This is a genomic window from Kitasatospora sp. NPDC048239 (genome assembly GCF_043202015.1).
Classification (GTDB): domain Bacteria; phylum Actinomycetota; class Actinomycetes; order Streptomycetales; family Streptomycetaceae; genus Kitasatospora.
The window spans coordinates 1-23179 of the sequence record NZ_JBICZP010000030.1 but is presented as its reverse complement, the minus strand read 5'-3'; the positions used below and the strand labels follow the sequence as shown (position 1 = coordinate 23179).

Annotated in this window: 17 protein-coding genes; 8 read left to right on the top strand and 9 right to left on the bottom strand. The window is 73.9% G+C overall.

Annotated elements, in window-relative coordinates:
- Positions 1–68: 68 nt before the first annotated feature.
- Genes ACGFZP_RS38525 through ACGFZP_RS38515 form a run of 3 tightly spaced genes read left to right on the top strand, consistent with a single transcriptional unit; the run spans position 69 to position 6533 of the window.
- Positions 69–4634: a hypothetical protein gene (locus tag ACGFZP_RS38525; RefSeq protein WP_392941863.1), complete on the top strand. Its 4566-nt coding sequence runs from the start codon at positions 69–71 to the stop codon at positions 4632–4634.
- A 19-nt stretch (positions 4635–4653) separates the two neighbouring features.
- A complete protein-coding gene (locus ACGFZP_RS38520; RefSeq protein WP_392941860.1) occupies positions 4654–5418 on the top strand; it encodes a metallophosphoesterase in 765 nt (254 codons plus the stop codon).
- A gap of 26 nt (positions 5419–5444) precedes the next feature.
- The gene (locus ACGFZP_RS38515) at positions 5445–6533 is read left to right on the top strand and encodes an NADH:flavin oxidoreductase/NADH oxidase (protein ID WP_392941857.1); all 1089 of its coding nucleotides are present in this window, start codon (positions 5445–5447) and stop codon (positions 6531–6533) included.
- Here ACGFZP_RS38515 and ACGFZP_RS38510 read toward each other — a convergent pair.
- Both ACGFZP_RS38510 and ACGFZP_RS38505 read right to left on the bottom strand, forming a co-directional pair.
- Complete coding sequence (locus tag ACGFZP_RS38510; RefSeq protein WP_392941855.1) at positions 6509–6868, bottom strand: hypothetical protein; 360 nt, start codon at positions 6866–6868, stop codon at positions 6509–6511. The two genes, ACGFZP_RS38515 and ACGFZP_RS38510, sit on opposite strands and share 25 nt — an antisense overlap.
- Positions 6869–7061: 193 nt before the next feature.
- A complete protein-coding gene (locus tag ACGFZP_RS38505) occupies positions 7062–7757 on the bottom strand; it encodes a FadR/GntR family transcriptional regulator (protein WP_392941852.1) in 696 nt (231 codons plus the stop codon).
- 143 nt (positions 7758–7900) lie between these two features.
- Between ACGFZP_RS38505 and ACGFZP_RS38500 the strand changes: the two genes are divergently transcribed.
- A complete protein-coding gene (locus ACGFZP_RS38500) occupies positions 7901–8455 on the top strand; it encodes a gluconokinase (RefSeq protein ID WP_392941849.1) in 555 nt (184 codons plus the stop codon).
- The gene (locus ACGFZP_RS38495) at positions 8452–9843 is read left to right on the top strand and encodes a GntP family permease (RefSeq protein WP_392941847.1); all 1392 of its coding nucleotides are present in this window, start codon (positions 8452–8454) and stop codon (positions 9841–9843) included. Before ACGFZP_RS38500 ends, ACGFZP_RS38495 begins: the two co-directional genes overlap by 4 nt.
- A gap of 319 nt (positions 9844–10162) precedes the next feature.
- On the opposite strand, the gene ACGFZP_RS38490 is transcribed toward ACGFZP_RS38495, so the two are convergent.
- The 5 genes from ACGFZP_RS38490 to mmuM form a co-directional block, all read right to left on the bottom strand.
- Entirely contained in the window at positions 10163–11758 is a 1596-nt protein-coding gene (locus ACGFZP_RS38490; protein ID WP_392941844.1) for an FAD-dependent oxidoreductase, read from the bottom strand.
- A gap of 151 nt (positions 11759–11909) precedes the next feature.
- Positions 11910–13436: a glycerol kinase GlpK gene (gene glpK / locus ACGFZP_RS38485; protein ID WP_392941841.1), complete on the bottom strand. Its 1527-nt coding sequence runs from the start codon at positions 13434–13436 to the stop codon at positions 11910–11912.
- A gap of 107 nt (positions 13437–13543) precedes the next feature.
- Entirely contained in the window at positions 13544–14263 is a 720-nt protein-coding gene (locus tag ACGFZP_RS38480) for an MIP/aquaporin family protein (RefSeq protein WP_392941838.1), read from the bottom strand.
- 346 nt (positions 14264–14609) lie between these two features.
- Positions 14610–15374 carry an IclR family transcriptional regulator gene (locus tag ACGFZP_RS38475; RefSeq protein ID WP_392941836.1) on the bottom strand — a complete coding sequence of 255 codons (765 nt, stop codon included), beginning with the start codon at positions 15372–15374 and terminating at the stop codon, positions 14610–14612.
- 102 nt (positions 15375–15476) lie between these two features.
- Positions 15477–16436, bottom strand: coding sequence for a homocysteine S-methyltransferase (gene mmuM / locus ACGFZP_RS38470; protein WP_392941833.1), 960 nt, complete (start codon positions 16434–16436; stop codon positions 15477–15479).
- A gap of 191 nt (positions 16437–16627) precedes the next feature.
- On the opposite strand from mmuM, the gene ACGFZP_RS38465 reads away from it, so the two are divergent.
- The 3 genes from ACGFZP_RS38465 (at position 16628) to ACGFZP_RS38455 (ending at position 20296) form a co-directional block, all read left to right on the top strand.
- Positions 16628–17527 carry an NUDIX domain-containing protein gene (locus ACGFZP_RS38465; protein ID WP_392941830.1) on the top strand — a complete coding sequence of 300 codons (900 nt, stop codon included), beginning with the start codon at positions 16628–16630 and terminating at the stop codon, positions 17525–17527.
- Positions 17528–17567: 40 nt separating this feature from the next.
- Positions 17568–18116 carry an NUDIX domain-containing protein gene (locus ACGFZP_RS38460; RefSeq protein ID WP_392941827.1) on the top strand — a complete coding sequence of 183 codons (549 nt, stop codon included), beginning with the start codon at positions 17568–17570 and terminating at the stop codon, positions 18114–18116.
- 143 nt (positions 18117–18259) lie between these two features.
- Positions 18260–20296 carry an acetoacetate--CoA ligase gene (locus ACGFZP_RS38455; protein ID WP_392941825.1) on the top strand — a complete coding sequence of 679 codons (2037 nt, stop codon included), beginning with the start codon at positions 18260–18262 and terminating at the stop codon, positions 20294–20296.
- Positions 20297–20383: 87 nt separating this feature from the next.
- Here the strand turns inward: ACGFZP_RS38455 and ptsP are convergent, their stop codons facing one another.
- Positions 20384–22054 carry a phosphoenolpyruvate--protein phosphotransferase gene (ptsP, locus tag ACGFZP_RS38450; protein WP_392941822.1) on the bottom strand — a complete coding sequence of 557 codons (1671 nt, stop codon included), beginning with the start codon at positions 22052–22054 and terminating at the stop codon, positions 20384–20386.
- Between the two features lie 174 nt (positions 22055–22228).
- A complete protein-coding gene (locus ACGFZP_RS38445; RefSeq protein ID WP_392941819.1) occupies positions 22229–22678 on the bottom strand; it encodes a PTS glucose transporter subunit IIA in 450 nt (149 codons plus the stop codon).
- Positions 22679–23179: the final 501 nt, after the last annotated feature.

Here is a 23179-nt window from a genome sequence, read left to right as displayed (position 1 = left end):
CCAGACCAAGCCCCACCCGAGCCCCACCCCAGATCCAGACCCCTGCACATCCTGGAGAACCGCCGCACATGTACGAGCTCAACCGGGTCCGCCTCTACTCGATCGGACCGGCCGGCGCGCGCTACGCCGACACGGTGCTCGACCTGCGCGGCGTCGGCGAGCCCGTCTCCGACCCGGCCCCCCAGCAGATCGGCCTCTTCGGCGAGGACCTCGACGGACCGGTCCGCCGCCCGGCACCGGCCGGCGTGCTCTTCCTGGAGAACGGCGGCGGCAAGTCCGTCCTGCTCAAGCTGATCTTCTCGGTGATGCTCCCCGGCCACCGCAACACCCTCGGCGGCGCCAGCTCCGGCGTGCTGCGCAAGTTCCTGCTCGCCGACGACTGCGGCCACGTCGCCCTGGAGTGGCAGCACACCGTCACCGGCGAGCTGATCGTGGTCGGCAAGGTCAGCGAGTGGCGCGGCCGCCAGGTCTCCTCCGACCCGCGCAAGTTCGCCGAGACCTGGTACTCCTTCCGCCCCGGCGCCGGCCTCACCCTCGACTCGCTGCCCGTCGCCGAGCGGGTCAGCCTGGCCGGCGACCAGAAGGCCCGCGGCCGCCGCCGCACCATGAAGGGCTTCCGCGACGCCCTCACAGAGGCCGGCAAGGCCCACTCCCACCTCGACCTGGTCTTCGAGGACGGCCACGACCGCTGGACGGAGCACCTCGGCGAGCTCGGCCTCGACCCCGAACTCTTCCGCTACCAGCGCGAGATGAACGCCGACGAGGGCGAGGCCGCCGGCCTCTTCGCGGTCAAGCACGACAGCGACTTCACCGACCTCCTGCTGCGCGCCGTCACCGACACCCGGGACACCGACGGCCTCGCCGACCTGGTCCACGGCTTCGCCGCCAAGCTCGGCCGCCGCGCCGAGCTCACCGCCGAACGGGACTTCACCGCCGGCTCGCTCGACCTGCTGGAGCGCATCGCCGAGTCCACCCTCGCCCGCGAGGGCGTCCGCGAGGCCCACCGCACCGCCGAGCGCCGCACCCGCCGCCTCGCCCACGCCCTCACCTCCCGCGCCGCCGCCGAGCGCGACCGCGCCCAGGACCTCGCCATCGACGTCGCCGCCGCCGCGGGCGCCGTCACCGCCGCCGAGGCCGACCGCACCCGGCACACCCTGATCACCGCCGAGCTCACCCACCGCCACGCCACCCTGGGCCTGGCCGCCGCGACCGCCGAGGCCGCCGCGCTGCGCCGCGAGCTCATCGAGGCCCGCACCCTGCACTCCGCCTGGCAGGCCGCCGAGGCCGTGCTGCGCCAGCGCGCCGCCGCCGACCGGGTCACCCGGGTCGCCGCCGCGATCCGCGAGGCCGAGCTCGACGCCGCCCCCGCCCTGGCCGCCCGCGCCCGCGCCGCCACCGCCCTCGCCCGCGCCCTGGAGAGCGCCGCCGCGGCCGCCGAGAGCCGCGCCGACACCGAGGAGGAGCGCGCCGGAGAGCTCCAGTCCGACGGCTCCAGGGCCCAGTCCGACGCCACCGAGGCCGCCACCGCCGCCCAGAAGGCCCGCAGCGAGGCCGACCACCTGCGCCAGCGCCTCGCCGAGGTCGAGCAGGAGACCGCGGCCGCCGTCGAGTCCGGCTGGATCGACGCCGACTCCGACGAACCGGACCCGGCCCGCGCAGCCCTGCACGCCGCCGACGTCGAGAAGGCCGCCAGCGCCGCGCTCGCCCGGGCCCGCACGGCCGCCGAGGGCGCCGCCGCCCGGCTGCGTGAGGCCGCCGCCGCCGCCGGCCGCGCCGAGCTCGCCGCCGCCCGCGCCCACGACGCCCGCAAGTCCGCCGCCCAGGCCCTCGCCGCCGAGCAGCGCACCGCCGCCCTGCTCGCCACCGAGCCGCGCCTCGCCGACCTGCTCTCCCTGACGCCCTACCAGGACAGCGCCGACGAGGACGCCGGCTTCCTCACCCCCGCCGTCCTGGACCGCTCCGCCGAGGCGCTGCGCGAGCTGCTCGACGAGGCCATCGCCACCGCCGAGCGCACCCTGTTCGACCTGCGCACCGCCGCCGCCGACGACTCCCGCATCCTCGCCGCGCTCGGTGACGGGGGCCTGCTGCCGCCCGGCCCCGACGTGCTCGCCACCGTCGAGTACCTCGCCGAGCACGGCATCCCCGCCCTGCCCGGCTGGCGCTACCTCGCCCAGTCCGTCGACCCGACCGACCACGAGGCGATCCTCGCCGCCCGCCCCGAACTGGTCGACGGCGTGGTGATCACCGACCCCAACTCGCTCGACCGGGCCCGCGAGGCGCTGCAGTCCGCCGCCCTGCTGCCCCGCTCCACCGTCGCCGTCGGCGCCGCCGCCGCGCTGATCGCCCCGATCACCGACGAGCCCGCCTTCTTCCTCGTCCCGCCGAACCCGGCCATGCACGACGAGAGCGCCGCCGACGGCGAGCGCCGCGAACTGCGCGCCCGCGCCACCGCCCGCGAGGAGCACATCCGCGAACTGGCCGCCCGCCTCGGCGGCGACCGGGCGCTCGCCGCCCGCCTCGCCTCCTGGCACGCCAGCTGCCCGCCCGGCACCCTCGCCGAGCTGGCGGCCGCCGCCGAGGCCGCCCGCGAGCACGCCGAGCAGGCCGCGGCCGGCCTCGGCACCCTGCGCGCCGACCACGACGAGGCCGAGGTCGACCACGCCACCGCGGCCGCGGCCCACGAGGAGCACCGCGAGGCCGCCCAGCAGGCCCGCCGCCGCGCCGACGCCCTCTCCGGCCTGGCCTTCCGCCTGCGCGAGCGCGCCGGCTGGGTCCGCTCGCTGCGCGAACTCGCCGAGGACGCCGTCGAGTGCGACCGCCGCCAGGCCCAGTGCGCCGAACGGGCCCGCACCTGCGACGAGGACCGCCGCGCCGCCCAGCGCGCCGCCGACGACGCCCGCCGCACCGCACGCACCCTGCGCGCCGAGCGCGCCGAGATCCCCGCCGCCGAGCAGACCGACGACCCGGCCGACACCGCCCCGGCCGCGCTGCCCGCCCTGCGCGAGGCCTACCGCGCCGCCTCCCAGCTCTACGAGAAGGTCGGCGTCGGCGCCGACCTGCGCGCCGAACAGGCCCGCGCCGAGGGCGACGAGGCCGCCGCCGCGACCGAACTCGACCGCCTCACCAACAAGGTCCGCACCCGCGCCGAGGAGCTGCTCGGCAGCCCCGACGGCGCCGACGGTCCCGCCCGCCAGGCCGCCGCCGCCCGCGCCGAGGAGCTGGTCGCCACCATCGAGGCCCGCTCCGCCGTCGCCAGCGAGCAGCTCGGCCGCCTGCGCGGCGAGGCCGAACGCTCCGCCCCCGCCGACGGCGAGGCCCACACCGAGCTGCCCGAGGACCTCGTCCCCACCGACCCCGAGCACGCCCAGGTGCTGCTGCGCACCGCCACCACCCGGCTCGCCGAGCGCCGCGAGAGCGTCGACGCGGCCCGCACCGCCCACGCCGACCTGCAGCGCACCTTCGACGCCGCCCAGGCCGCCGCCGCCGACTTCGACGAGCACGCGGGGCAGCTGCGCGACGGCCTGCGCGAGCACCAGGACGAGGACGGCCAGCCGGTCGAGCCCTACCTCGGCGCACTCGCCGAAGCCCGCGCGGCCGCGGCCGACGCCCGCCGGGCCCTGCGCACCGCCGCCGGTGAGCTGTCCTCCGCCGAACTGGCCGTCCGGGACGCCTCCGACGCGCTCGTCCGGCACGCCAACGCGGCCCGCTACGAGGCCGTCCGCACCCCGGCCCGCCAGCAGATCCGCGAACTGCCCGCCGCCGCGCTGCCCGACCACGCGGCCGCCTGGGCCACCGCCTTCGCGCCCCGGCTGCGCGTGCTCACCGACGAGCTCGCCCAGCTGGAGCGCAACCGCGGCTCGATCGTCGACCGGCTGCGCGGACTGGTCGAGTCCTCGCTCACCACCCTGCGCGCCGCCCAGCGCCTCTCCCGCCTCCCGGAGGGCCTGGGGGAGTGGTCCGGCCAGGAGTTCCTGCGGATCCGCTTCGAGGACCCGGACCACGCCACCCTGGTCGAGCGCCTCGGCGAGGTCATCGACGAGGCCACCCGCGCCGCCGTCCGGAAGAACAGCGACCTGCGCCGCGACGGCATGTCCCTGCTGCTGCGCGGCGTCGCCGCCGCGATCGGCCCGCGCGGCGTCAGCGTCGAGATCCTCAAGCCGGACGCCGTGCTGCGCGCCGAGCGGGTCGGCGTCGGCCAGATGTCCGACGTCTTCTCCGGCGGCCAGCTGCTCACCGCGGCCATCGCGCTCTACTGCACGATGGCCGCCCTGCGGGCCAACGACCGCGGCCAGTCCCAGCTGCGGCACGCCGGCACGCTCTTCCTGGACAACCCGATCGGCCGCGCCAACGCCACCTACCTGCTGGAGCTCCAGCGGGCCGTGGCCGACGCGCTCGGCGTCCAGCTGATCTACACCACCGGCCTGTTCGACACCACCGCGCTCGCCGAGTTCCCGCTCGTCATCCGGCTGCGCAACGACGCCGACCTGCGGGCCGGCCTCAAGTACATCTCGGTGGAGGAGCACCTGCGCCCCGGCCTGCCCGCCCCGCAGGACCCGGACGGCCCGGCCGTCCACGGCGAGATCACCGCCACCCGGATGTTCAAGCGGCCCGCGGAGGTACCCGCCGCGCCCTGACCGGGCTAGCGTGACGGCCATGCTGACGATCGCCCACTTCAGTGACATCCACATCGGCCAGGACCACCGCGGGGACGGCGGTGCCCGGGCGTACCGGCGCGCCGGGCAGGTGATGGCGTACCTCAACGCCCTGCCCGGCCCGCTGGACGCCGTGCTGGTGACGGGGGACATCGCCGACCACGGCCTGCCCGCCGAGTACGAGCAGGCCGCCAAGGTGCTGACCTCCCGTCACCCGCTGTTCGACTGCCCCGGCAACCACGACCGGCGCGCGCCCTACCGCGAGGGCCTGCTCGGCGAGGCACCCGCCGACGGCCCGGTCAACCGCCTGCACCGGCTGCCCGGTGCGGACGTGCTGATGCTCGACTCGTCGATACCGGGCCGCGACGACGGCCTGCTGGACGAGGAGACCCTCGGCTGGCTGGACGCCCGGCTCGCCGACGGCCGCCAGGACGTACCGGCGCTGGTGGCCTTCCACCACCCGCCGGTGGAGCTCCACCTGCCGTTCGTCGACCCGATCCGGCAGTTCGGCGAGCAGCGGCTCGCCGAGGTGCTGGCCCGCCACCCCCGGGTGGCGGCCCTGCTCTGCGGCCACTCCCACACCGGTGCCGCCACCACCTTCGCCGGGCTGCCGGTCCGGGTGGCGCCCGGCGTCGTCTCCACCGTCACGCTGCCCTGCGAGGGCGAGCCCGACATCACCTTCGACCAGCCGCCGATGCTCGTCTTCCACGTCCTGGACGACGAGGGCCGGCTGACCTCCCACTACCGGGCCGTCACCCCGGAATGACCCACCGCCCCCTGCGAGGAGCCGCCATGAGCGCCCTGTTCGAGCCGATCACCCTGAGGTCGCTGACCGCCCGCAACCGGGTCTGGATGGCACCGATGTGCACGTACTCGGCGGCCTCGCAGGGGGACGCGGCCGGTGTGGCCACCGACTTCCACCTCGCCCACTACGGCTCCCGGGCGGCCGGCGGCGCCGGAGCGGTGGTGCTGGAGGCCACGGCGGTCAGTCCCGAGGGCCGGATCTCCCCGTTCGACCTGGGCCTGTGGAACGACCGCCAGCGCGACCGACTGGCCCGGGTGGCCGCGCTGATCGCCGCGCACGGCGCGATACCCGCGGTCCAGCTGGCCCACGCCGGGCGCAAGGGGTCCGGCAACCGCCCCTGGCAGGGCGGGGGTTCGGCCCCCGAGGGGCTCGACTGGCCGACGGTCGGGCCGTCCGCCGTCGCGTTCGGCACCCGGCCGGCGCCGTCCGAGCTGACGGTCGGGCAGATCGGCGAAATCGTCGAGGACTTCGCCCAGGCCGCCCGTCGGGCGCTGGCGGCCGGCTTCCGGACCGTCGAGATCCACGGCGCGCACGGCTACCTGGTGCACGCCTTCCTCTCCCCGGCCGCCAACCACCGCACCGACGCCTACGGCGGGGACTTCGCCGGGCGCAGCCGCTTCGCCCTGGAGGTCGCCGCGGCGGTGCGCGCCGTCTGGCCGGACACCCTGCCGCTGCTCTTCCGCGTCTCGGCCACCGACTGGCTGGAGGGGCGGCCCGGCTGGACCGTCGAGGAGACGGTGCTGCTCGCGAAGGAGCTGCGGACCATCGGCATCGACCTGGTCGACGTCTCCAGCGGCGGCACCTCGCCGGACGCGGTGATCCCGGTCGGCCCGGGCTACCAGGTGCCGTTCGCCGAGGAGGTCCGTACCGCCTCCGGGCTGGCCACCGGCGCGGTCGGCCTGATCACCGAGCCCGCGCAGGCCGAGCGGATCGTCGCGGACGGGCGGGCGGACGTCGTGCTGCTCGGCCGCGAGCTGCTCCGCGACCCGTACTGGCCGCTGCACGCCGCCCGTGAGCTCGGCGCCGGGCGGGACTGGCCCGAGCAGTACGGCTACGCGGTCGGCACCCGCGGCTGACGCGGCGCCGGTCCGGCCGGCGGTGGCGCCGGCTGAGGGAACGGCCGGGGCCTGCCCGGCTCCCGGCTGCCCGCCATCGGCGTGGCCTGGCCCGGCCCGCGCATCCGCTGGGCGGCGACCTGGCGCGAGATCATGATCTCCAGCAGACACCACATGGTGCCGAACACCCCGAGGCCCATCGCCATCAGGGCCGGTGTCATCAGCCAGCTGTCCGCGTACGAGGCCAGCGTCGCGACCAGCAGGCCGACCAGCGTGAAGGCCAGGCAGAGCACCGCCCGGACGACGGCGGCCCGCACCTCGTCCGGCAGACGGCGGCGACGGCGTGCGGATGACATCGGGCGACCCCCAGGCGCGGTCACGGTGGTGGGACGGGCGCACCCGAGCGCGCCCCTGCGCAACACTCTGCCCCGTCGTACCCGGACTATGCGTCCGAATCCGCTGAACTGCCGTCAAATCGTGTGATCTGCCCAGGAAAGCGCCGCAAACCCCCGCGCCGCCCGGTCCGACCGTACGCTCGGCCGGGGCGGCTCACCCCAGCTGCTGGTCGAGCTCCTCCAGCGCGCCCGTCACGATCGTCCGCATCGCCCGTTCCGCCTGCGCGGCGTCCCCTGCGCAGATCGCCTCCGCGACCTCGCGGTGCAGCCGGATCGCGTACGGCTCCGGCTGATGGGGCATCAGATGGTACTCGGTGCGCCCGGTCAGCACCGCCCCGACGGTGTCCCCGAGGTGGGCGAACATCTCGTTGCCGGAGGCCTTCAGGACGGTCGCGTGGAAGGCGATGTCGTGCCGGAGGAAGGTCTCCAGGTCGGCGGCCCGCGCCGTCATCGTCAACTCCACGGCCAGCGAGCTCAGTTCGCGACGCTCGTCGTCGGTGGCGTGCCGCGCCGCGAGCGCGGCCGCGGCCGGCTCCACCGCCACCCGCAGTGAGCCGAGCGAGCGCAGTTGCGCCGGCCGGTCGGCGCCGGCCAGCCGCCAGCGGATCACCAGCGGGTCGAAGACGTCCCAGGCGGACTTCGGCTGCACGGTGCTGCCGACCCGCCGCCGGGAGGCGACCAGGCCCATCCCCTCCAGGATCCGGACCGCCTCGCGGACCACCGTCCGCGACACCCCGTACCGCTGTTCCAGCTCCTCGGCGCGCAGCACCGCCCCCTCGGGGACCTCCCCGGAGGCGATGGCCGGTCCGAGGTCGGCAAGCAGTCGGCCGGGCAGCCCCTGGATCTCCATCCGCCCAGCCTAGGCGGTGCCGGCGGTCCGCTCTCCGGTCGGCCCCCGCAAGCCGATAAAGTATGACGATTTGGTTTCCGCCACTTGAATACGTCATATCTTTGGAGCGATAGTGGCGGCCTGGCAACGAAGGAGCACCACCCATGGCTCTCAGCGTCGAGAACCACGACACCCCTGAGCCGCCCCTCACCCTCGTGGTGATGGGCGTCTCCGGTGTCGGCAAGACCACCGTGGCCCGCCTCCTGGCCGACCGGCTCGGCCTCCCCTACGCCGAGGCGGACGACTTCCACCCGCCCGCCAACATCGCCAAGATGTCGGCCGGCACCCCGCTGGACGACGCGGACCGCGGCCCCTGGCTGCGCGCCCTCGGCGGCTGGCTGGGGGAGCGGGCCGAGGCCGGCACCGGCGGCGTGGTCACCTGCTCGGCGCTGAAGCACCGCTACCGCGACATCCTGCGCGCGGCCTGCCCGGGCGCCTTCTTCCTGCACCTCAGCGGTGGCCCCGAGCTGGTCGAGGACCGACTCGCCCACCGCACCGGCCACTTCATGCCGCCGTCGCTGCTCGACTCGCAGTACGCCGCCCTGGAACCCCTGGCGGCGGACGAGCGCGGCGCCGTTCTGGACGTCGGACCGTCCCCCGAAGAGCTCGTCGAGATGGCCGTATCCCTGCTGCGGCCCGTCAATGGAGACCTCGCGTGATCCCCTCCCTGCTCGCGGCGGCCGCCCCACCGGCCCTGCCGCACACCGACAGCGACGCCCGGCTGCTGCTCGCGGTGCTGCTCAGCATCGGCGCCATCGTGGTGCTGATCACCCGGCTGAAGCTGCACCCGTTCCTCGCCCTCACCCTCGGGTCGGGCCTGCTCGCCGCCGTCGCCGGCGCCCCCTTCGACAAGCTGCTGGGCAGCTTCTCCACGGGTTTCGGCGCGACCGTCGCGGGCGTCGGCCTGCTGATCGGGCTCGGCGCGATGCTCGGCAAGCTGCTCGCCGACTCCGGCGGGGCGAACATCATCGCGGACACCGTGCTGTCGCGCTCCGGGCCCCGGGCCCTTCCCTGGGCGATGGCGCTGATCGCGGCCGTCCTCGGCCTGCCGCTGTTCTTCGAGGTCGGGGTCGTCCTGCTGATCCCGATCGTGCTGCTGGTGGCCCGCCGCGGCAACGTCCCGCTGATGCGGATCGGCATCCCCGCGCTGGCCGGGCTCTCCGTGCTGCACGGCCTCGTCCCGCCGCACCCGGGCCCGCTGGTGGCCGTGGACGCGCTGAAGGCGGACCTCGGCATCACCCTGGCGCTCGGTCTGCTGATCGCCGTGCCGACGCTGGTCATCGCCGGCCCGCTGTTCGCCCGGCTGGCCGAGCGCTGGGTCGGCCCGCTGGAGATCCCGCAGGCCACCGCGCCCGTGGAGATGGAGAAGCCCGAGCACACCCCGGGCTTCGGCGCGGTCCTCGCCACCATCCTGCTGCCCGTCGTACTGATGCTCGGCAAGGCGCTGGCCGACGTCGTCATCGACGATCCCAAGGCGCTGCCGCAGCGGGTGTTCGACTTCATCGGCTCCCCGCTGATCGCCTTGCTGGCCGCGACCCTGCTCGGCATGCTGACCCTCGGCCGGGCGGCGGGCTTCACCAAGGAGCGGATCTCCGACACCGTCGGCCGCTCGCTCGGCCCGATCGCGGGCATCGTCTTCATCGTCGGCGCGGGCGGCGGCTTCAAGCAGACGCTGATCGACGTCGGCGTGGGCAACGCCGTCAGCGAGTGGTCGAGCCGGTGGCACATCTCCGCGCTGCTGCTCGGCTGGCTGATCGCCGTGCTCATCCGGCTGGCCACCGGCTCCGCCACGGTCGCCACCATCACCGCCGCCGGCATCGTGGCCCCGCTGGCCGCGGACATGTCCTCGACGCACTCGGCCCTGCTGGTGCTGGCCATCGGTGCGGGTTCGCTGTTCTTCTCGCACGTCAACGACGCCGGCTTCTGGCTGGTGAAGGAGTACTTCGGGATGAGCGTCGGGCAGACCATCAAGTCCTGGTCGGTGATGGAGACGGTGATATCGGTGGTCGCGATCGCCCTCATCATGCCGCTCAGCCTGATCATCTGACCCGTCCGCCTCGACCGGCCGGACAGGGCCCAGCAGAACCGAAACGCCGAACGGGCGGGCGCTCCACGGGGAGTGCCCGCCCGTTCGGCGTTCACCGTGCGGCGGTGGGCTCGTGACGCGCCGCCCGCGCACGACCCCGGCACCGCCGTCCGGCCGTGCCGCCCCGTCCGGACATGCCGGAGGGCGGACGCCCCCAGCCCTGGGGTGCCCGCCCTCCGGAGTCCCGCGCCTCGCGAGGCGGTGCCGTTACCCGGCTCCACGCCTCGCGAGGCTGTGTCCTGCGTGCCTACTTGTTTCCGCGCTTCGCGAGGCTGTGCTCCTACTTGTTTCCGCGCTTCGCGAGGAAGGCCTCGACCTCGGCCCGGATCTCCGGCGTGTCCAGCCCGCGCACGGTCATCGTGGTGCGGCGGCGCAGCACGTCGTCCGCGGTGTACGCCCACTCGCTGTCGGCGGCGTACGCGACCTGTGCCCACACGTCCGGCCCGTCGGCGTGGATCGGCGCGCCGAGCTCGGGGTTCTCGTCGATCATGCGGGCGATCTCGAAGGAGAGCGTGCCGTAGTGGCTGGCCAGGTGCTTGGCGACCAGCGGCTCCATCCGGGAGCCGGGCTCGCGGTCGATCAGCAGGCGGTGCGCCACGGCGTTCGGCGCGCCGACGCCCGGCAGCGGAACGGTCCGGGCGATCGTGGACATGTCCTCGCCGAGGCTGGTGCCGGGCACGTGGGCCAGCTTCTCCAGCACGGTGCGGCCGATGTGCCGGTAGGTGGTCCACTTGCCGCCGGCGACCGACAGCATGCCGCCCTTGCCCTCGGTGACGACCGTCTCGCGCTTGGCGGCGGCGGTGTCGCCGGGGCCGCCGGGCAGCACCCGCAGGCCGGCGAAGGCGTAGGTGATCAGGTCGCGGTCGAGGTGCTCGTCGCGGATCGCGTGGCCGGCCTCGCCCATGATCTGGTCGATGTCGGCGTCGGTGGCCCGGACGTCCTTCGGGTCGCCGGTGTACTCCTCGTCCGTGGTGCCGAGCAGGACGTGGTCCTCCCACGGGATGGCGAAGGACACGCGGTACTTGTCGATCGGGATGGTCAGGGCCGCACGCCACGGGGCGCGGCGCTTGACGACGACGTGCGCGCCCTTGGAGAGGCGGATCGACGGCGCGGCGCCGGCGTCCTCCATCGCGCGCAGGTGGTCGACCCAGGGGCCGGTGGCGTTGAGCACCAGGCGGGCGTTGACGCCGAACTCGGTGCCGTCCAGGCGGTCCTTGAGCTCGGCACCGGTGACCCGGCTGCCGGTGAAGCGCAGGCCGGTGACCTCGGCGTGGTTGAGCACCACGGCGCCGGCCTCGACGGCGGCGCGCACCGTCATCACGGCGACGCGCGAGTCGTTCATCTGGTGGTCGCCGTACACGGCCACCGAGCGCAGGCCCTCGGTGCGCAGCGCGGGCACCTGCTGGGCGGCGTGCGCGGCGGTGGAGACCCGGCCCATGCCGTCGCGGAAGGCGGAGAGCGCCGAGTAGAGGAAGACACCGGCGCCGAGCTTGGGCGCGCTGTGCGGGCCGCCCTTGTAGACCGGCACGAAGAAGGTCAGCGGGTTGACCAGGTGCGGGGCGACGTCGGTGGCGAGCGCGCGGCGCTCCTTGTGGTTCTCGGCGACCAGCTTGACCGCGCCGGTCTGCAGGTAGCGCAGACCGCCGTGGACGAGCTTGGAGGAGGCGCTGGAGGTGGCACCGGCGAAGTCGCCGCCGTCGACCATCGCGACCTTGAGGCCGGCCTGGGAGGCGGTCCAGGCGACGGCCGTGCCGAGGATGCCGCCCCCGATCACCAGCAGGTCGTAGGTGGCCTTGCCCAGCAGCTCGCGGGTCTCGGCGCGGGAGGCGGTGTGGCCGGCGGTGCGCTCGGCGCCCAGGGTCGGGATGGTTGCCATGGTGTGTGTTACGGCGACGCGGGTCGGGCGGCGCCGTTACTCCTCTCGGTGTGCGGTGCGGCCCCTGCTGAGAGGCCGGTCGGCCCGGTGCGGCGGGCCGGTGGAACGGGAGCGAGCCGGTCGGGGCTGGTGGCCCCGACCGGCTCGGCGGTCAGTTCTGGTCGTCCTCCTCCACCCAGCCCATGGTGCGCTCCACGGCCTTGAGCCACTTCTTGTACTCGCGCTCCCGGGTGGCCTCGTCCATGCGCGGGGTCCACTCGGCGGCGCGGTGCCAGTTGGCCCGCAGGGTGTCGAGGTCGTTCCAGAAGCCCACCGCGAGGCCCGCCGCGTAGGCGGCGCCGAGCGCGGTGGTCTCGGCGACGTACGGGCGCTCGACCGGGGCGTCCAGCACGTCGGCGATGTTCTGCATGAGCAGGTTGTTGCTGGTCATGCCGCCGTCGACCTTGAGGGCGGTCAGCTTGACCTTGGAGTCCTTCTCCATGGCGTCGACGACCTCGCGGGTCTGCCAGGCGGTGGCCTCCAGGACGGCGCGGGCCAGGTGGCCCTTGGTGACGTACCGGGTGAGGCCGGCGATCACACCGCGGGCGTCGGAGCGCCAGTACGGGGCGAACAGGCCGGAGAAGGCCGGGACGAAGTAGGCGCCGCCGTTGTCCTCGACGGTGTTGGCCAGGGTCTCGATCTCGGCGGCGGTGGAGATGATGCCGAGCTGGTCGCGCAGCCACTGCACCAGCGAGCCGGTGACGGCGATCGAGCCTTCCAGGGCGTACACCGGGGCCTGGTCGCCGATCCGGTAGCCGACGGTGGTCAGCAGGCCGTGGTACGAGTTGACGATGTCCTCGCCGGTGTTCAGCAGCAGGAACGTGCCGGTGCCGTACGTGGACTTGGCCTCGCCCTTGTTGAAGCAGGTCTGGCCGAACAGCGCGGCCTGCTGGTCACCGAGCGCGGAGGCGACGGGCACGCCCTCCAGGTCGCCCACGGCGTGGCCGTAGACCTCGGCGGAGGAGCGGATCTCCGGCAGGACGGCCAGCGGCACGCCCATCGACTCGGCGATCTTGTCGTCCCAGGCCAGGGTCTGCAGGTTCATCAGCATGGTGCGGCTGGCGTTGGTGACGTCCGTGACGTGCTTGCCGCCGTTGACACCACCGGTGAGGTTCCAGATGACCCAGGTGTCCATGGTGCCGAAGAGGATGTCGCCGGCCAGGGCGCGCTCACGCAGGCCCTCGACGTTGTCCAGCAGCCAGCGGATCTTCGGGCCGGCGAAGTAGCTGGCCAGCGGGAGGCCGGTCTCGCGGCGGAAGCGGTCCTGGCCGACGTTGCGGCCCAGCTCGCGGCAGAGCGCCTCGGTGCGGGTGTCCTGCCAGACCAGCGCGTTGTGCACGGGCTCGCCGGTGTTCTTGTCCCACAGGACGGTGGTCTCGCGCTGGTTGGTGATACCGATCGCGCGGATGTCGTCCTTGGTCAGTCCGGCCTTCTCCAGCGCACCGCGGACGACCGACTGCACCCGGGTCCAGATCTCGGCGGCGTCGTGCTCGACGTAGCCGGGCTGGGGGAAGATCTGCCGGTGCTCCTGCTGGTCGACGGCGACGATCCGGCCGTCCTCACCGAAGATGATGCAGCGGCTGGACGTGGTGCCCTGGTCGATCGCGGCGATGTAGTTGCCAGTGCCAGTGGAGGTCATGAGGGTCCTCGGCTCAAGATGGGGGTACGGGGTGGGTGGGTCCGACTCGTCTGGTCAGTCCCCGTGCTCGGGTGGGCGGGAAACCCGGGTCCGCCGGAAGGCGACCGTCAGAAGGCGACGTGGTACAGGCCGCCGGCCAGCAGACCGCCGATGACCGGACCGGCCACCGGGATCCAGGCGTAGGACCAGTCCGAGCCGCCCTTGTTCGGGATCGGCAGCAGCGCGTGCACGATGCGCGGGCCCAGGTCGCGGACCGGGTTGATGGCGTACCCGGTCGGGCCGCCGAGCGAGAGGCCGATGCCGACCACGGTGAAGGCGACGATCAGGATGCCCATGCCGGAGAGGCCGAGACCCTTGTTGAGGCCCTGGGTGAGGATGCCCAGGCAGAGCACCATGGTGCCGATGATCTCGGTGAGCAGGTTCTGGATCGGGTTCCGGATCTCGGGACCGGTCGAGAAGATGCCCAGGGTCGGCTCCTCGTTGGCCTGGAACTGGCCGAGGTAGGTGACCCAGACGAGGACGGCGCCGATCATCGCGCCGAGCAGCTGGGAGCCGAGGTAGACGGGGACCTTGCTCCAGTCGCCGCTGTCGACCGCGAGGGCGAGGGTGACGGCGGGGTTCAGGTGCGCGCCCGACTTGGGGGCCGACATGTAGGCGGCGATCATCACCGCGAAGCCCCAGCCGAAGGTGATCGCCAGCCAGCCGGCGTTGATGGCCTTCGACTTCTTGAGCGTCACGGCGGCGCAGACGCCGCCGCCGAGAAGTATCAGGGCTGCGGTGCCGAGGGTTTCGCCGACGAAGATGTCGCCGTTGGAGAACGCGGACACAAAGACTCCCTTGTCCATATGGCCCGGAGGTGCGGGTGGGGGCAGGATGCCGAGCGATCGCTGTGCGGGTGAGCGCTACGTGGGAGTGATCTGCTCGGCCATCGTTCGACAATGTCGACCGTCATGCGGAAGCTTCCTCCCCTGGCCGCCTTCGCGTCAAGGCCGGGTTATGCAGCTGTGACCCTTCACTCGAAGTTACCAATCGGATAACCCTAAATACGGACAAAACGCTAAGGCGCGGACAGGCATCCCGCCTGTCCGCGCCTCAGCGTGAACGTCAGATGTTCGGATGTCCGCGGACCGGGCCCGCGCCGGGCCCGCGTCCGGACGTGCCCTTGGGCCGGGCCTAGAAGCGCCCGGCGCCCAGGTCCCGGGAGATCGCCCGCGCCGCGCTGCGCACCGAGGCGACCAGCGAGGGCCGCACGAACCCGTCCTCGCAGACCCGCTCCACCGGGCCGCTGACGCAGACCGCGCCCACCGGGTTGCGGCGCCGATCCTGGATCAGTGCGCCGATCGAGGCCACGCCCTCCCAGGTCTCCTCGATCGAGTCGGCCCAGCCGCGCTCGCGGGTCAGCGCCGCCTCCGCGTCGACGTCGGCGAGATCGGTCAGGGTCCGCCCGGTGTACGCCTCCAGCGGCCCGTCGCCCAGCTCGCCGCGCGCCACCGGGTCGTACGCCACCAGCACCTTGCCCAGGGCGGTGCTGTGCAGCGGCTGCATCGAGCCCACCTCCAGCACTTGCCGGGTGTCGTCCGGACGGAAGACGTGATGCACGATCAGTACCCCCTGCTGGTGCAGCACCCCCAGGTAGACGGTCTCGCCGGCCGCCCGGGCGAGGTCGTCCGCCCAGACCAGGGCGCGCGCCCGCAACTCGTGCACGTCCAGGTAGCTCTGGCCCAGCCGCAGCAGCTCGGCGCCCAGCTGGTACTTGCCGCTCTCCGGGTCCTGCTCCACGAATCCCTCCTGCTGGAGGGTGCGCAGGATGCCGTGTGCGGTGCCCTTGGCGAGGTCGAGCGCCGTCGCGACCTCGGACAGGCCCAGGCGGCGCTCGCCGCCGGCCAAGAGGCGCATGATCGCGGCGGCCCGGGAAAGCGACTGGATCGGGCCGGGCATTCGGTACCTCCGCGCTGACAGGCGGTCGACAATGTCGACCGCGATGGTGACGGGACGAGTCTGCCAGGCCGCACCCGCTCCGTGCACCTTCCCCCTCGTAACTCAGTGCCGGGCCCGCGCCACCTCGGCGGCCAGCGCCGCGATCTCCCGCGGCCCCACCCGGCAGCAGCCGCCCACCAGCCGGGCGCCGTCGCGCAGCCAGCCACCCGCCCTCCCCGCCCCCTCGCCCGCCGAACCGCCCGCCGAACCGAACGTCGACACGCCGGACCAGTCGCGCGTTGCGGCGTCCCACCCCTCACCACTGTTGGGGTACACCACCACCGGCTTGCCCGTCACCCGTGCCGCCAGCGCCACCGCCCGGTCCGCGTCCGCCGGCGTGCAGCAGTTCACCCCCACCGCCACCACCTCCGGCGCCCGCGCCGCGAGCGCGAACGCCTCCGCCAGCGGCTGCCCCGCCCTGGTCAGGTCGCCCTCGACGCTGTACGACAGCCAGGCCGGCACCCCCAGCCCGCGCACCGCCCGCAGCAGTGCCCGCGCCTCGTCCGCGTCCGGCACCGTCTCCAGCGCCAGGACGTCAGGACCGGCCGCCGCCAGCACCTCCAGCCGGGGCCGGTGGAAGGCCTCCAGCTCCGCCACGCCCAGTCCGTACCGCCCCCGGTACTCCGAGCCGTCCGCCAGCACCGCCCCGTACGGGCCCACCGACGCGGCCACCCAGAGCGGGCGGTCCGCCGCCGCCTCCCGTGCGGCGCGCCGCGCCAGCTCCACGCTGCGCGCCAGCAGCCGGGCGGCCTCCGCGCGGCCCAGCCCCTGCCGGGCGAACCCCTCGAAACTCGCCTGGTAGCTCGCGGTGATCGCGACGTCCGCCCCGGCGTCGAAGTACGCCCGGTGCGCGGCCACCACCGCGCCGGGATCGTCCGCGAGCAGCCGCGCCGACCAGAGCGCGTCCGACAGGTCGTGCCCGGCCGCCGCCAGCTGGTTGGACATCCCGCCGTCCAGCACCAGCGGTCCGGCCGCCAGCGCGGCGACGAAGTCCGGCCGACCGGACGGGGGAGTGACGGACATGGCGGCCTCCTGAGGTAAAGCTCCTGATCACACCCTAGGAGGGCGGGAGCCCTGCAATCACGGGGAAAACCATTTGCCGCACAGTCAAACGATCGCTACGTTGTGCTCATTCCGAGAACGACGGGACGGGCGGCGACGACACCGCCGCGGAGGCCCGCGACCGACACGACCGAGGCCGAGAGGAGCACGCCATGACAGGGGAGCAGCCGCACAGCGGCACCGCCGCCGAGCTCGCCTGGCTCGCCTCCTACGACCCCCGTGCCTACACCCCGGTCGCCGTCACCGTCGACGTCGTCGCCCTGACGCTGCGCCACGGCCATCTGTACGTCCTGCTCGTCGAGCGGGCCGCCCCGCCCTACCAGGGCTCCTGGGCGCTGCCCGGCGGCTTCCTGCGGGCCGGCGAGGAGGGCCTCGCCGAGGCCGCCGCCCGCGAGCTCGCCGAGGAGACCGGCCTGCACGCCGCCGACGCCGAGGCCGCCCTCAGCCGCATCCACCTCGAACAGCTGGGCACCTACGGCGCACCCGACCGGGACCCTCGGATGCACGTGGTCTCCGTCGCCTACCTGGCCTTCGCCCCCGACCTGCCCGACCCGCAGGCAGGCTCGGACGCGGCGTCCGCCGCCTGGCACCCCGTCACCGGCCTCGACCTCCGGCCGCACACCGGCCACCCCCAAGCCGCCGGTGTGCCCGTCGACACCCACGGGGGTGGCGTCGACGGGCACACCGGCCTCCGGCCCGACGGGGCCGCACCGATCACGCTCGCCTTCGACCACGCCCGCATCCTCGCCGACGGCCTCGACCGCGCCCGCGCCAAGATCGAGTACAGCCCGCTGGCCACCGCGTTCCTGCAGCACGACTTCACCATCCCCGAGCTGCGCGCCGTCTACGAGGCCGTCTGGGCGGAGAAGCTCCACCCGGGCAACTTCCACCGCAAGGTGCTCTCCGTCCCCGGCTTCGTCGAGAGCACCGGCACCACCACCGAGCGCGGCGGCGCCCGCGGCGGCCCGCGCGCCCGCAACTACTGCGCGGGCGACGCCCAGCTCCTCCACCCCGCACTGCTCCGCCCCACCCGCGAGGACGAGATCCACTGACCGGCTCCCCGGGCCCCACCCGCCCCATTAGCATCCGCCCATGACCACACACGAGGCGCGCCCGGCGGCCCACCGGCCCAACTCCCACTGCCACTTCTGCGGCACCCCCTACCCGCCCGGCACCTCCGCCTGGCCCCGTACCTGCCCCGGCTGCGCCGAGATCAGCTACCGCAACCCGCTGCCCGTCGTGGTCACCCTCCTCCCGGTCACCGACACCGGCACCGAGCCGCGGCTCGTCGTCATCCGCCGCACCATCGAGCCCGGCTACGGCCAACTCGCCCTCCCCGGCGGCTACGTCGACTACGGCGAGAGCTGGCAGCAGGCCTGCGTCCGCGAACTGCGCGAGGAGACCGGCATCCTGGCCGACTCCACCGACGTCACCCTGGTCGCCACCGACACCGACACCGGGGGCGGCTTCCTCTGCCTCTTCGGCCTCCTCCCCGCCCGCCCCCTCGTGGACCTGCCGCCCTCCCGGCCCACCGACGAGACCGAAGGCTGGCAGCTCGGCACCCTCGACACCCCGCTCGCCTTCCCCTTCCACACCCGGGTCTCCCGCTCCTGGTTCAACGGCGAGTACACCCCGCGCTGACCTGCCGCTGACCAGGCCCGCACCCCGGGAACAGACCCTGGCGCACCGGGCGATCACATGGCAGGGTCTGCACCGACAGCCCCAACCGGACGGGCCCTGCCACAAGCAACCCCGTCCCATCCACCGGCCGGGAGACCACCACCGTGAGCACCCCACCCCAGGACCAGCCGCTCTGGCGCCCCACCCCCGCTCGCGCCGCCGCCGCCGGCCTCGTGGCCTTCCAGGCCTGGGCCGCCGAACACCACGGCGCACCGGCCGCACCCCTCGCCCCCGTGGACGGCGACCAGCAGGCCGCCGAGCGCTACGCCGCCCTGCACGCCTGGTCCACCGAGGACCTCGACCGCTTCTGGACCGCCGTCACCCAGTGGTTCGACGTCCGGTTCACCCGGACGCCCGAGGCCGTCCTCGCCGACCCCGCCATGCCCGGCGCCCGCTGGTTCCCCGGGGCCCGCCTCAACTACGCCGAGCACGCCCTGCGCCACGGTGAGCCCGGCCCCGACGGAACGCCGTCGGCCAACGCAGACCAGCCGGCCATCCTCCACCTGGACGAGACCACCGAGCAGCCGACCACCCTCACCTGGGCCGAACTCCGCCGCCAGGTCGGCTCCCTCGCCGCCGCCCTCCGGGCCCAGGGCATCGGCCCCGGCGACCGCGTCGGCGCCTACCTGCCCAACATCCCGCAGGCCGCCGTCGCCCTCCTCGCCACCGCCGCGGTGGGCGCCGTCTGGACCAGCTGCGCCCCCGACTTCGGCGCCCGCAGCGTCCTCGACCGCCTCCAGCAGATCGAACCCGCCGTCCTCTTCGCCATCGACGGCTACCACTACGGCGGCAAGGACCACGACCGCACCGAGGTGGTCGCCGAGCTGCGCCGCGAACTCCCCACGGTGCGCACCGTCGTGCACGTCCCGCTGCTCGGCGCCCCCGCCCCCGAGGGCGCCCTGCACTGGGACGACCTGGTCGCCGACGACGTGGCGCCGGTCTTCGAGCCGGTCCCCTTCGACCACCCGCTCTGGGTCCTCTACTCCTCCGGCACCACCGGCCTGCCGAAGGCCATCGTCCAGAGCCAGGGCGGCATCCTGCTCGAACACCTCAAGCAGGCCGGCCTCCACCTCGACCTCGGCCCCGAGGACCGCTTCCTCTGGTACACCTCCACCGGCTGGATGATGTGGAACTTCCTCCTCGCCGGCCTGCTCACCGGGTCCACGATCGTCACCTATGACGGCAGCCCCGGCCACCCCGACACCGGCGCCCTCTGGTCCGTCGCCGCCCGCACCGGCGCGACCGTCCTCGGCACCTCCGCCGCCTACGTGATCGCCAGCCGCAAGGCCGAGCTCCACCCCGGCCGCGACCTCGACCTCAGCGCCGTCCGCTGCATCGGCACCACCGGCTCACCGCTCCCGCCCGACGGCTTCCGCTGGATCTACGACGAGGTCAAGGAGGACGTCTGGCTCGCCTCCGTCAGCGGCGGCACCGACGTCTGCTCCTGCTTCGTCGGCGGCGTCCCCACCCTCCCGGTGTACCTCGGTGAGATCCAGGCCCCCTGCCTCGGCGCCGCCGTCGAGTCCTGGGACGTCCAGGGCCGCCCGCACACCGACACCGTCGGCGAGCTCGTCGTCACCAAGCCGATCCCGTCGATGCCCACCGGCTTCTGGAACGACCCCGGCGGCACCCGCTACCGCGACAGCTACTTCGACATGTACCCGGGCACCTGGCGGCACGGCGACTGGATCACCGTCACCTCCCGCGGCACCGTCGTCATCCACGGCCGCTCCGACTCCACCCTCAACCGCCAGGGCGTCCGGATGGGCTCCTCCGACATCTACGAGGTCGTCGAGCGCCTGCCCGAGATCGCCGAATCCCTGGTCATCGGCCTGGAGGAGCCCGACGGCGGCTACTGGATGCCGCTGTTCGTCGTCCTCGCCCCCGGCGCGGCCCTGGACGACGGCCTGATCGGCCGCATCCGCACCTCGCTGCGCACCGAGCTCTCCCCGCGGCACGTGCCCGACGAGGTCATCGCCGTCCGCGGCCTGCCGCACACCCTGACCGGCAAGCGCATCGAGGTCCCGGTGAAGCGCCTGCTCTCCGGCACCCCGCTGGAGCAGGCCGTCAACCCCGGCTCGGTCGACAACCTCGACCACCTGCGCTTCTTCGAGCAGCTCCGCCGGGACCGCCAGGCCTGACCGCACGAGAGAGGGGCCGCCCCCACCCACCGGTGGAAGCGGCCCCTCTCTCGTACCGTCCTGCTGTGCTGTCCGGTCCGGTCCGGGCTACTCGCCCGACAGCACCTGCTGCGCCGCGGCCCGCGCCTCGTCGGCACTGTCCGCAGCCCGCGCGGCCTCGGCGGCCCGGCGGCACTGCGCCAGGGTGTACTTGGCCAGCGCGGTCCGGACATAGGGGATGGACGCCGCGCCCATGGACAGGCTGGTGACCCCGAGACCGGTGAGCACGACGGCCAGCAGCGGGTCGGAGGCCGCCTCGCCGCAGACGCCGCAGCTCTTGCCGGTGGCCTGAGCGGCCTCGGCCGCGAGCGCGACCAGGTCCAGCAGCGCCGGCTGCCACGGGTCCTGCAGCCGGGCCAGCGCACCGACCTGGCGGTCGGCCGCGAAGGTGTACTGCGCGAGGTCGTTGGTCCCCAGCGAGAGGAACTCGACCTCCTGCAGGATCGAACGCGCCCGCAGCGCGGCCGACGGGATCTCCACCATCGCGCCGAACTTGGCCTGGAGCCCGGCCTGGCGACACGCGTCCGCGAAGTCCTTGGCGTCCTTGCGGTCGGCCACCATCGGAGCCATCACCTCAAGGTGCACCGGCAGACCCTCGGCGGCCTTCGCCAGCGCGCGCAGCTGGGTCTGCATGACCTCGGGGTTCTCCAGCAACGTGCGCAGACCCCGCACACCGAGCGCCGGGTTGGGCTCGTCCGCCGGCGTCAGGAAGTCCAGCGGCTTGTCCGCACCGGCATCCAGCGCCCGGACCACGACCCGGCCCTCCGGGAACGCCTCCAGCACCTTGCGGTACGCCTCGACCTGCTTCTCCTCGCTCGGGGCCTTCGCCGAGTCGTCGAGGAAGAGGAACTCGGTGCGGAACAGGCCGACACCCTCCGCTCCGGCCTCCAGCGCGGCCGGCAGGTCCGAGGCGCCGCCCACGTTGGCGAGCAGCGGCACCCGGTGCCCGTCCGAGGTTCGGCCCGGACCGGAGGACGCGGCCAGCGCGGCCTTCCGCTCGGCGGCGACGCGGCGCAGCTCGTCCTGCGTCTCCTGCGACGGCTCCACCAGCACATCGCCGGAACTGCCGTCGACCGCGACCACGGTGCCCTCGGCGACCTCGGCCGCACCGGGCAGGGCGACCACGGCCGGCACGCCCATCGCGCGGGCCAGAATGGCGCTGTGGCTGGTGGGCCCGCCCTCCTCGGTCACGAAGCCGAGCACCAGGAGCGGGTCCAGCAACGCCGTGTCGGCGGGCGCGAGGTCCCGAGCGAACAGCACGTACGGCTCGTCGCTGTCCGGCACACCCGGCATCGGCACGCCGAGCAGCCGCGCCACGATGCGGTTGCGGACGTCGTCCAGGTCGGCGACCCGCCCGGCCAGGTACTCCCCGGCGGAGGCGAGCAGTGCGCGGTAGGCGGCGAAGGCGTCGTACACGCCGCGTTCGGCGCTGCTGCCGACGGTGATCCGCCGGCTGACGTCGGCCATCAGCTCAGGGTCCTGTGCCATCAGGGCCTGCGCCTCGAGCACGGCCTGCGCCTCGCCGCCGGCCAGGTTGCCGCGGGCGATCAGGTCGGCGGCCACCGCCTCGACGGCCGCCTGGGCCCGGGCCTGCTCACGGGGGGCGTCCTCGCTGGGGATCTGGGTGGCCGGCGGCTCCAGCACCGCCGTCCCCATGTGCCGCACCTGGCCGATCGCGACCCCGTGGCTCACACCCACGCCGCGCAGCGTCTTCTTCATGTCACCTGTCTCCGCTGAGGTCGGCGGCCCCGCCGGGAGCCGCCGTCTGCCGGGCCGCCCCGTCGAGTACGGCGGGGCGGGCGTGTTGGCTCGGCTTGGTTGTGGCGTGGACTCCGCCGGTGCGCACCCGCGCCCCGGGCGCCGAGCGGCCCGGGGAAGTACATAGGGGAGCGGTCAGCTCCAGCCGAAGAGGGCGTCGCCGACGGCGACCTGCCCGTCCTCCCGGACGTCGACCAGTGCGTCGGCGGCCGCCTCCAGCGCGACGATCGGCGAGATCGGCGACTTGCCGGCGGCCTCGACGGCGGCCGGGTCCCACTTGATGACGGCCTGGCCGCGGGTCACCGTGTCGCCCTTGTTGACGAGGAGCTCGAAGCCCTCGCCGTTCAGCTGCACGGTGTCGATGCCGAGGTGGGTCAGTACACCGTGCCCGTCCGCGTCCACCACGACGAAGGCGTGCGGGTGCATGGAGACGACGACACCGTCCACCGGCGCAACGGCCTCCGTCGGCTGGCGCACCGGGTCGATGGCAGTGCCGGGACCGACCATCGCGCCCGAGAAGACGGGGTCGGGCACGCCGGCGAGCCCGACGACATTGCCGGTCAGCGGCGACGTCACAGTGGTCATGGTTGAACCTCCCAAGTGCGCGGTACAGCGAGCGGCCGCAGGCAGCGGCAGGACGATCGACTGAAGCCTAAATCATGTCAACTTCGGACATCTGCTGACATAGCCGGGCCAGGAGCCCTCAAAGTAACGACGGTTGCCAGGGCGCCGGGCCGACGGTCCGTCGGCTGAAGTGGTCTAGTCCTCTGGTTGATGCGCCGCACTCTACAGGCATCTTGCCGGACCGGAACCATTGCTGTATATGCTCGCGAGAGCAACAAATCATGCGGCCGACCGGGTGATGGTGGCGCGACTCGATTCGCACTCGGGCCGGGGACCCGCTATGGTTGGGCGAGTCGCCACGAGTTGGCGGTTAACACCAGGTTTCAGATACGAAAAGCGCCGGTTAATAACTGGCAAACGGATCTGCTAAGCTGGAAACACGAAAGAACGAAGCGCCCGGAGGGCCCGCTGGAAGGCGGTCCGAAGGAAGTGTCCGTTCCTTGAGAACTCAACAGCGTGCCA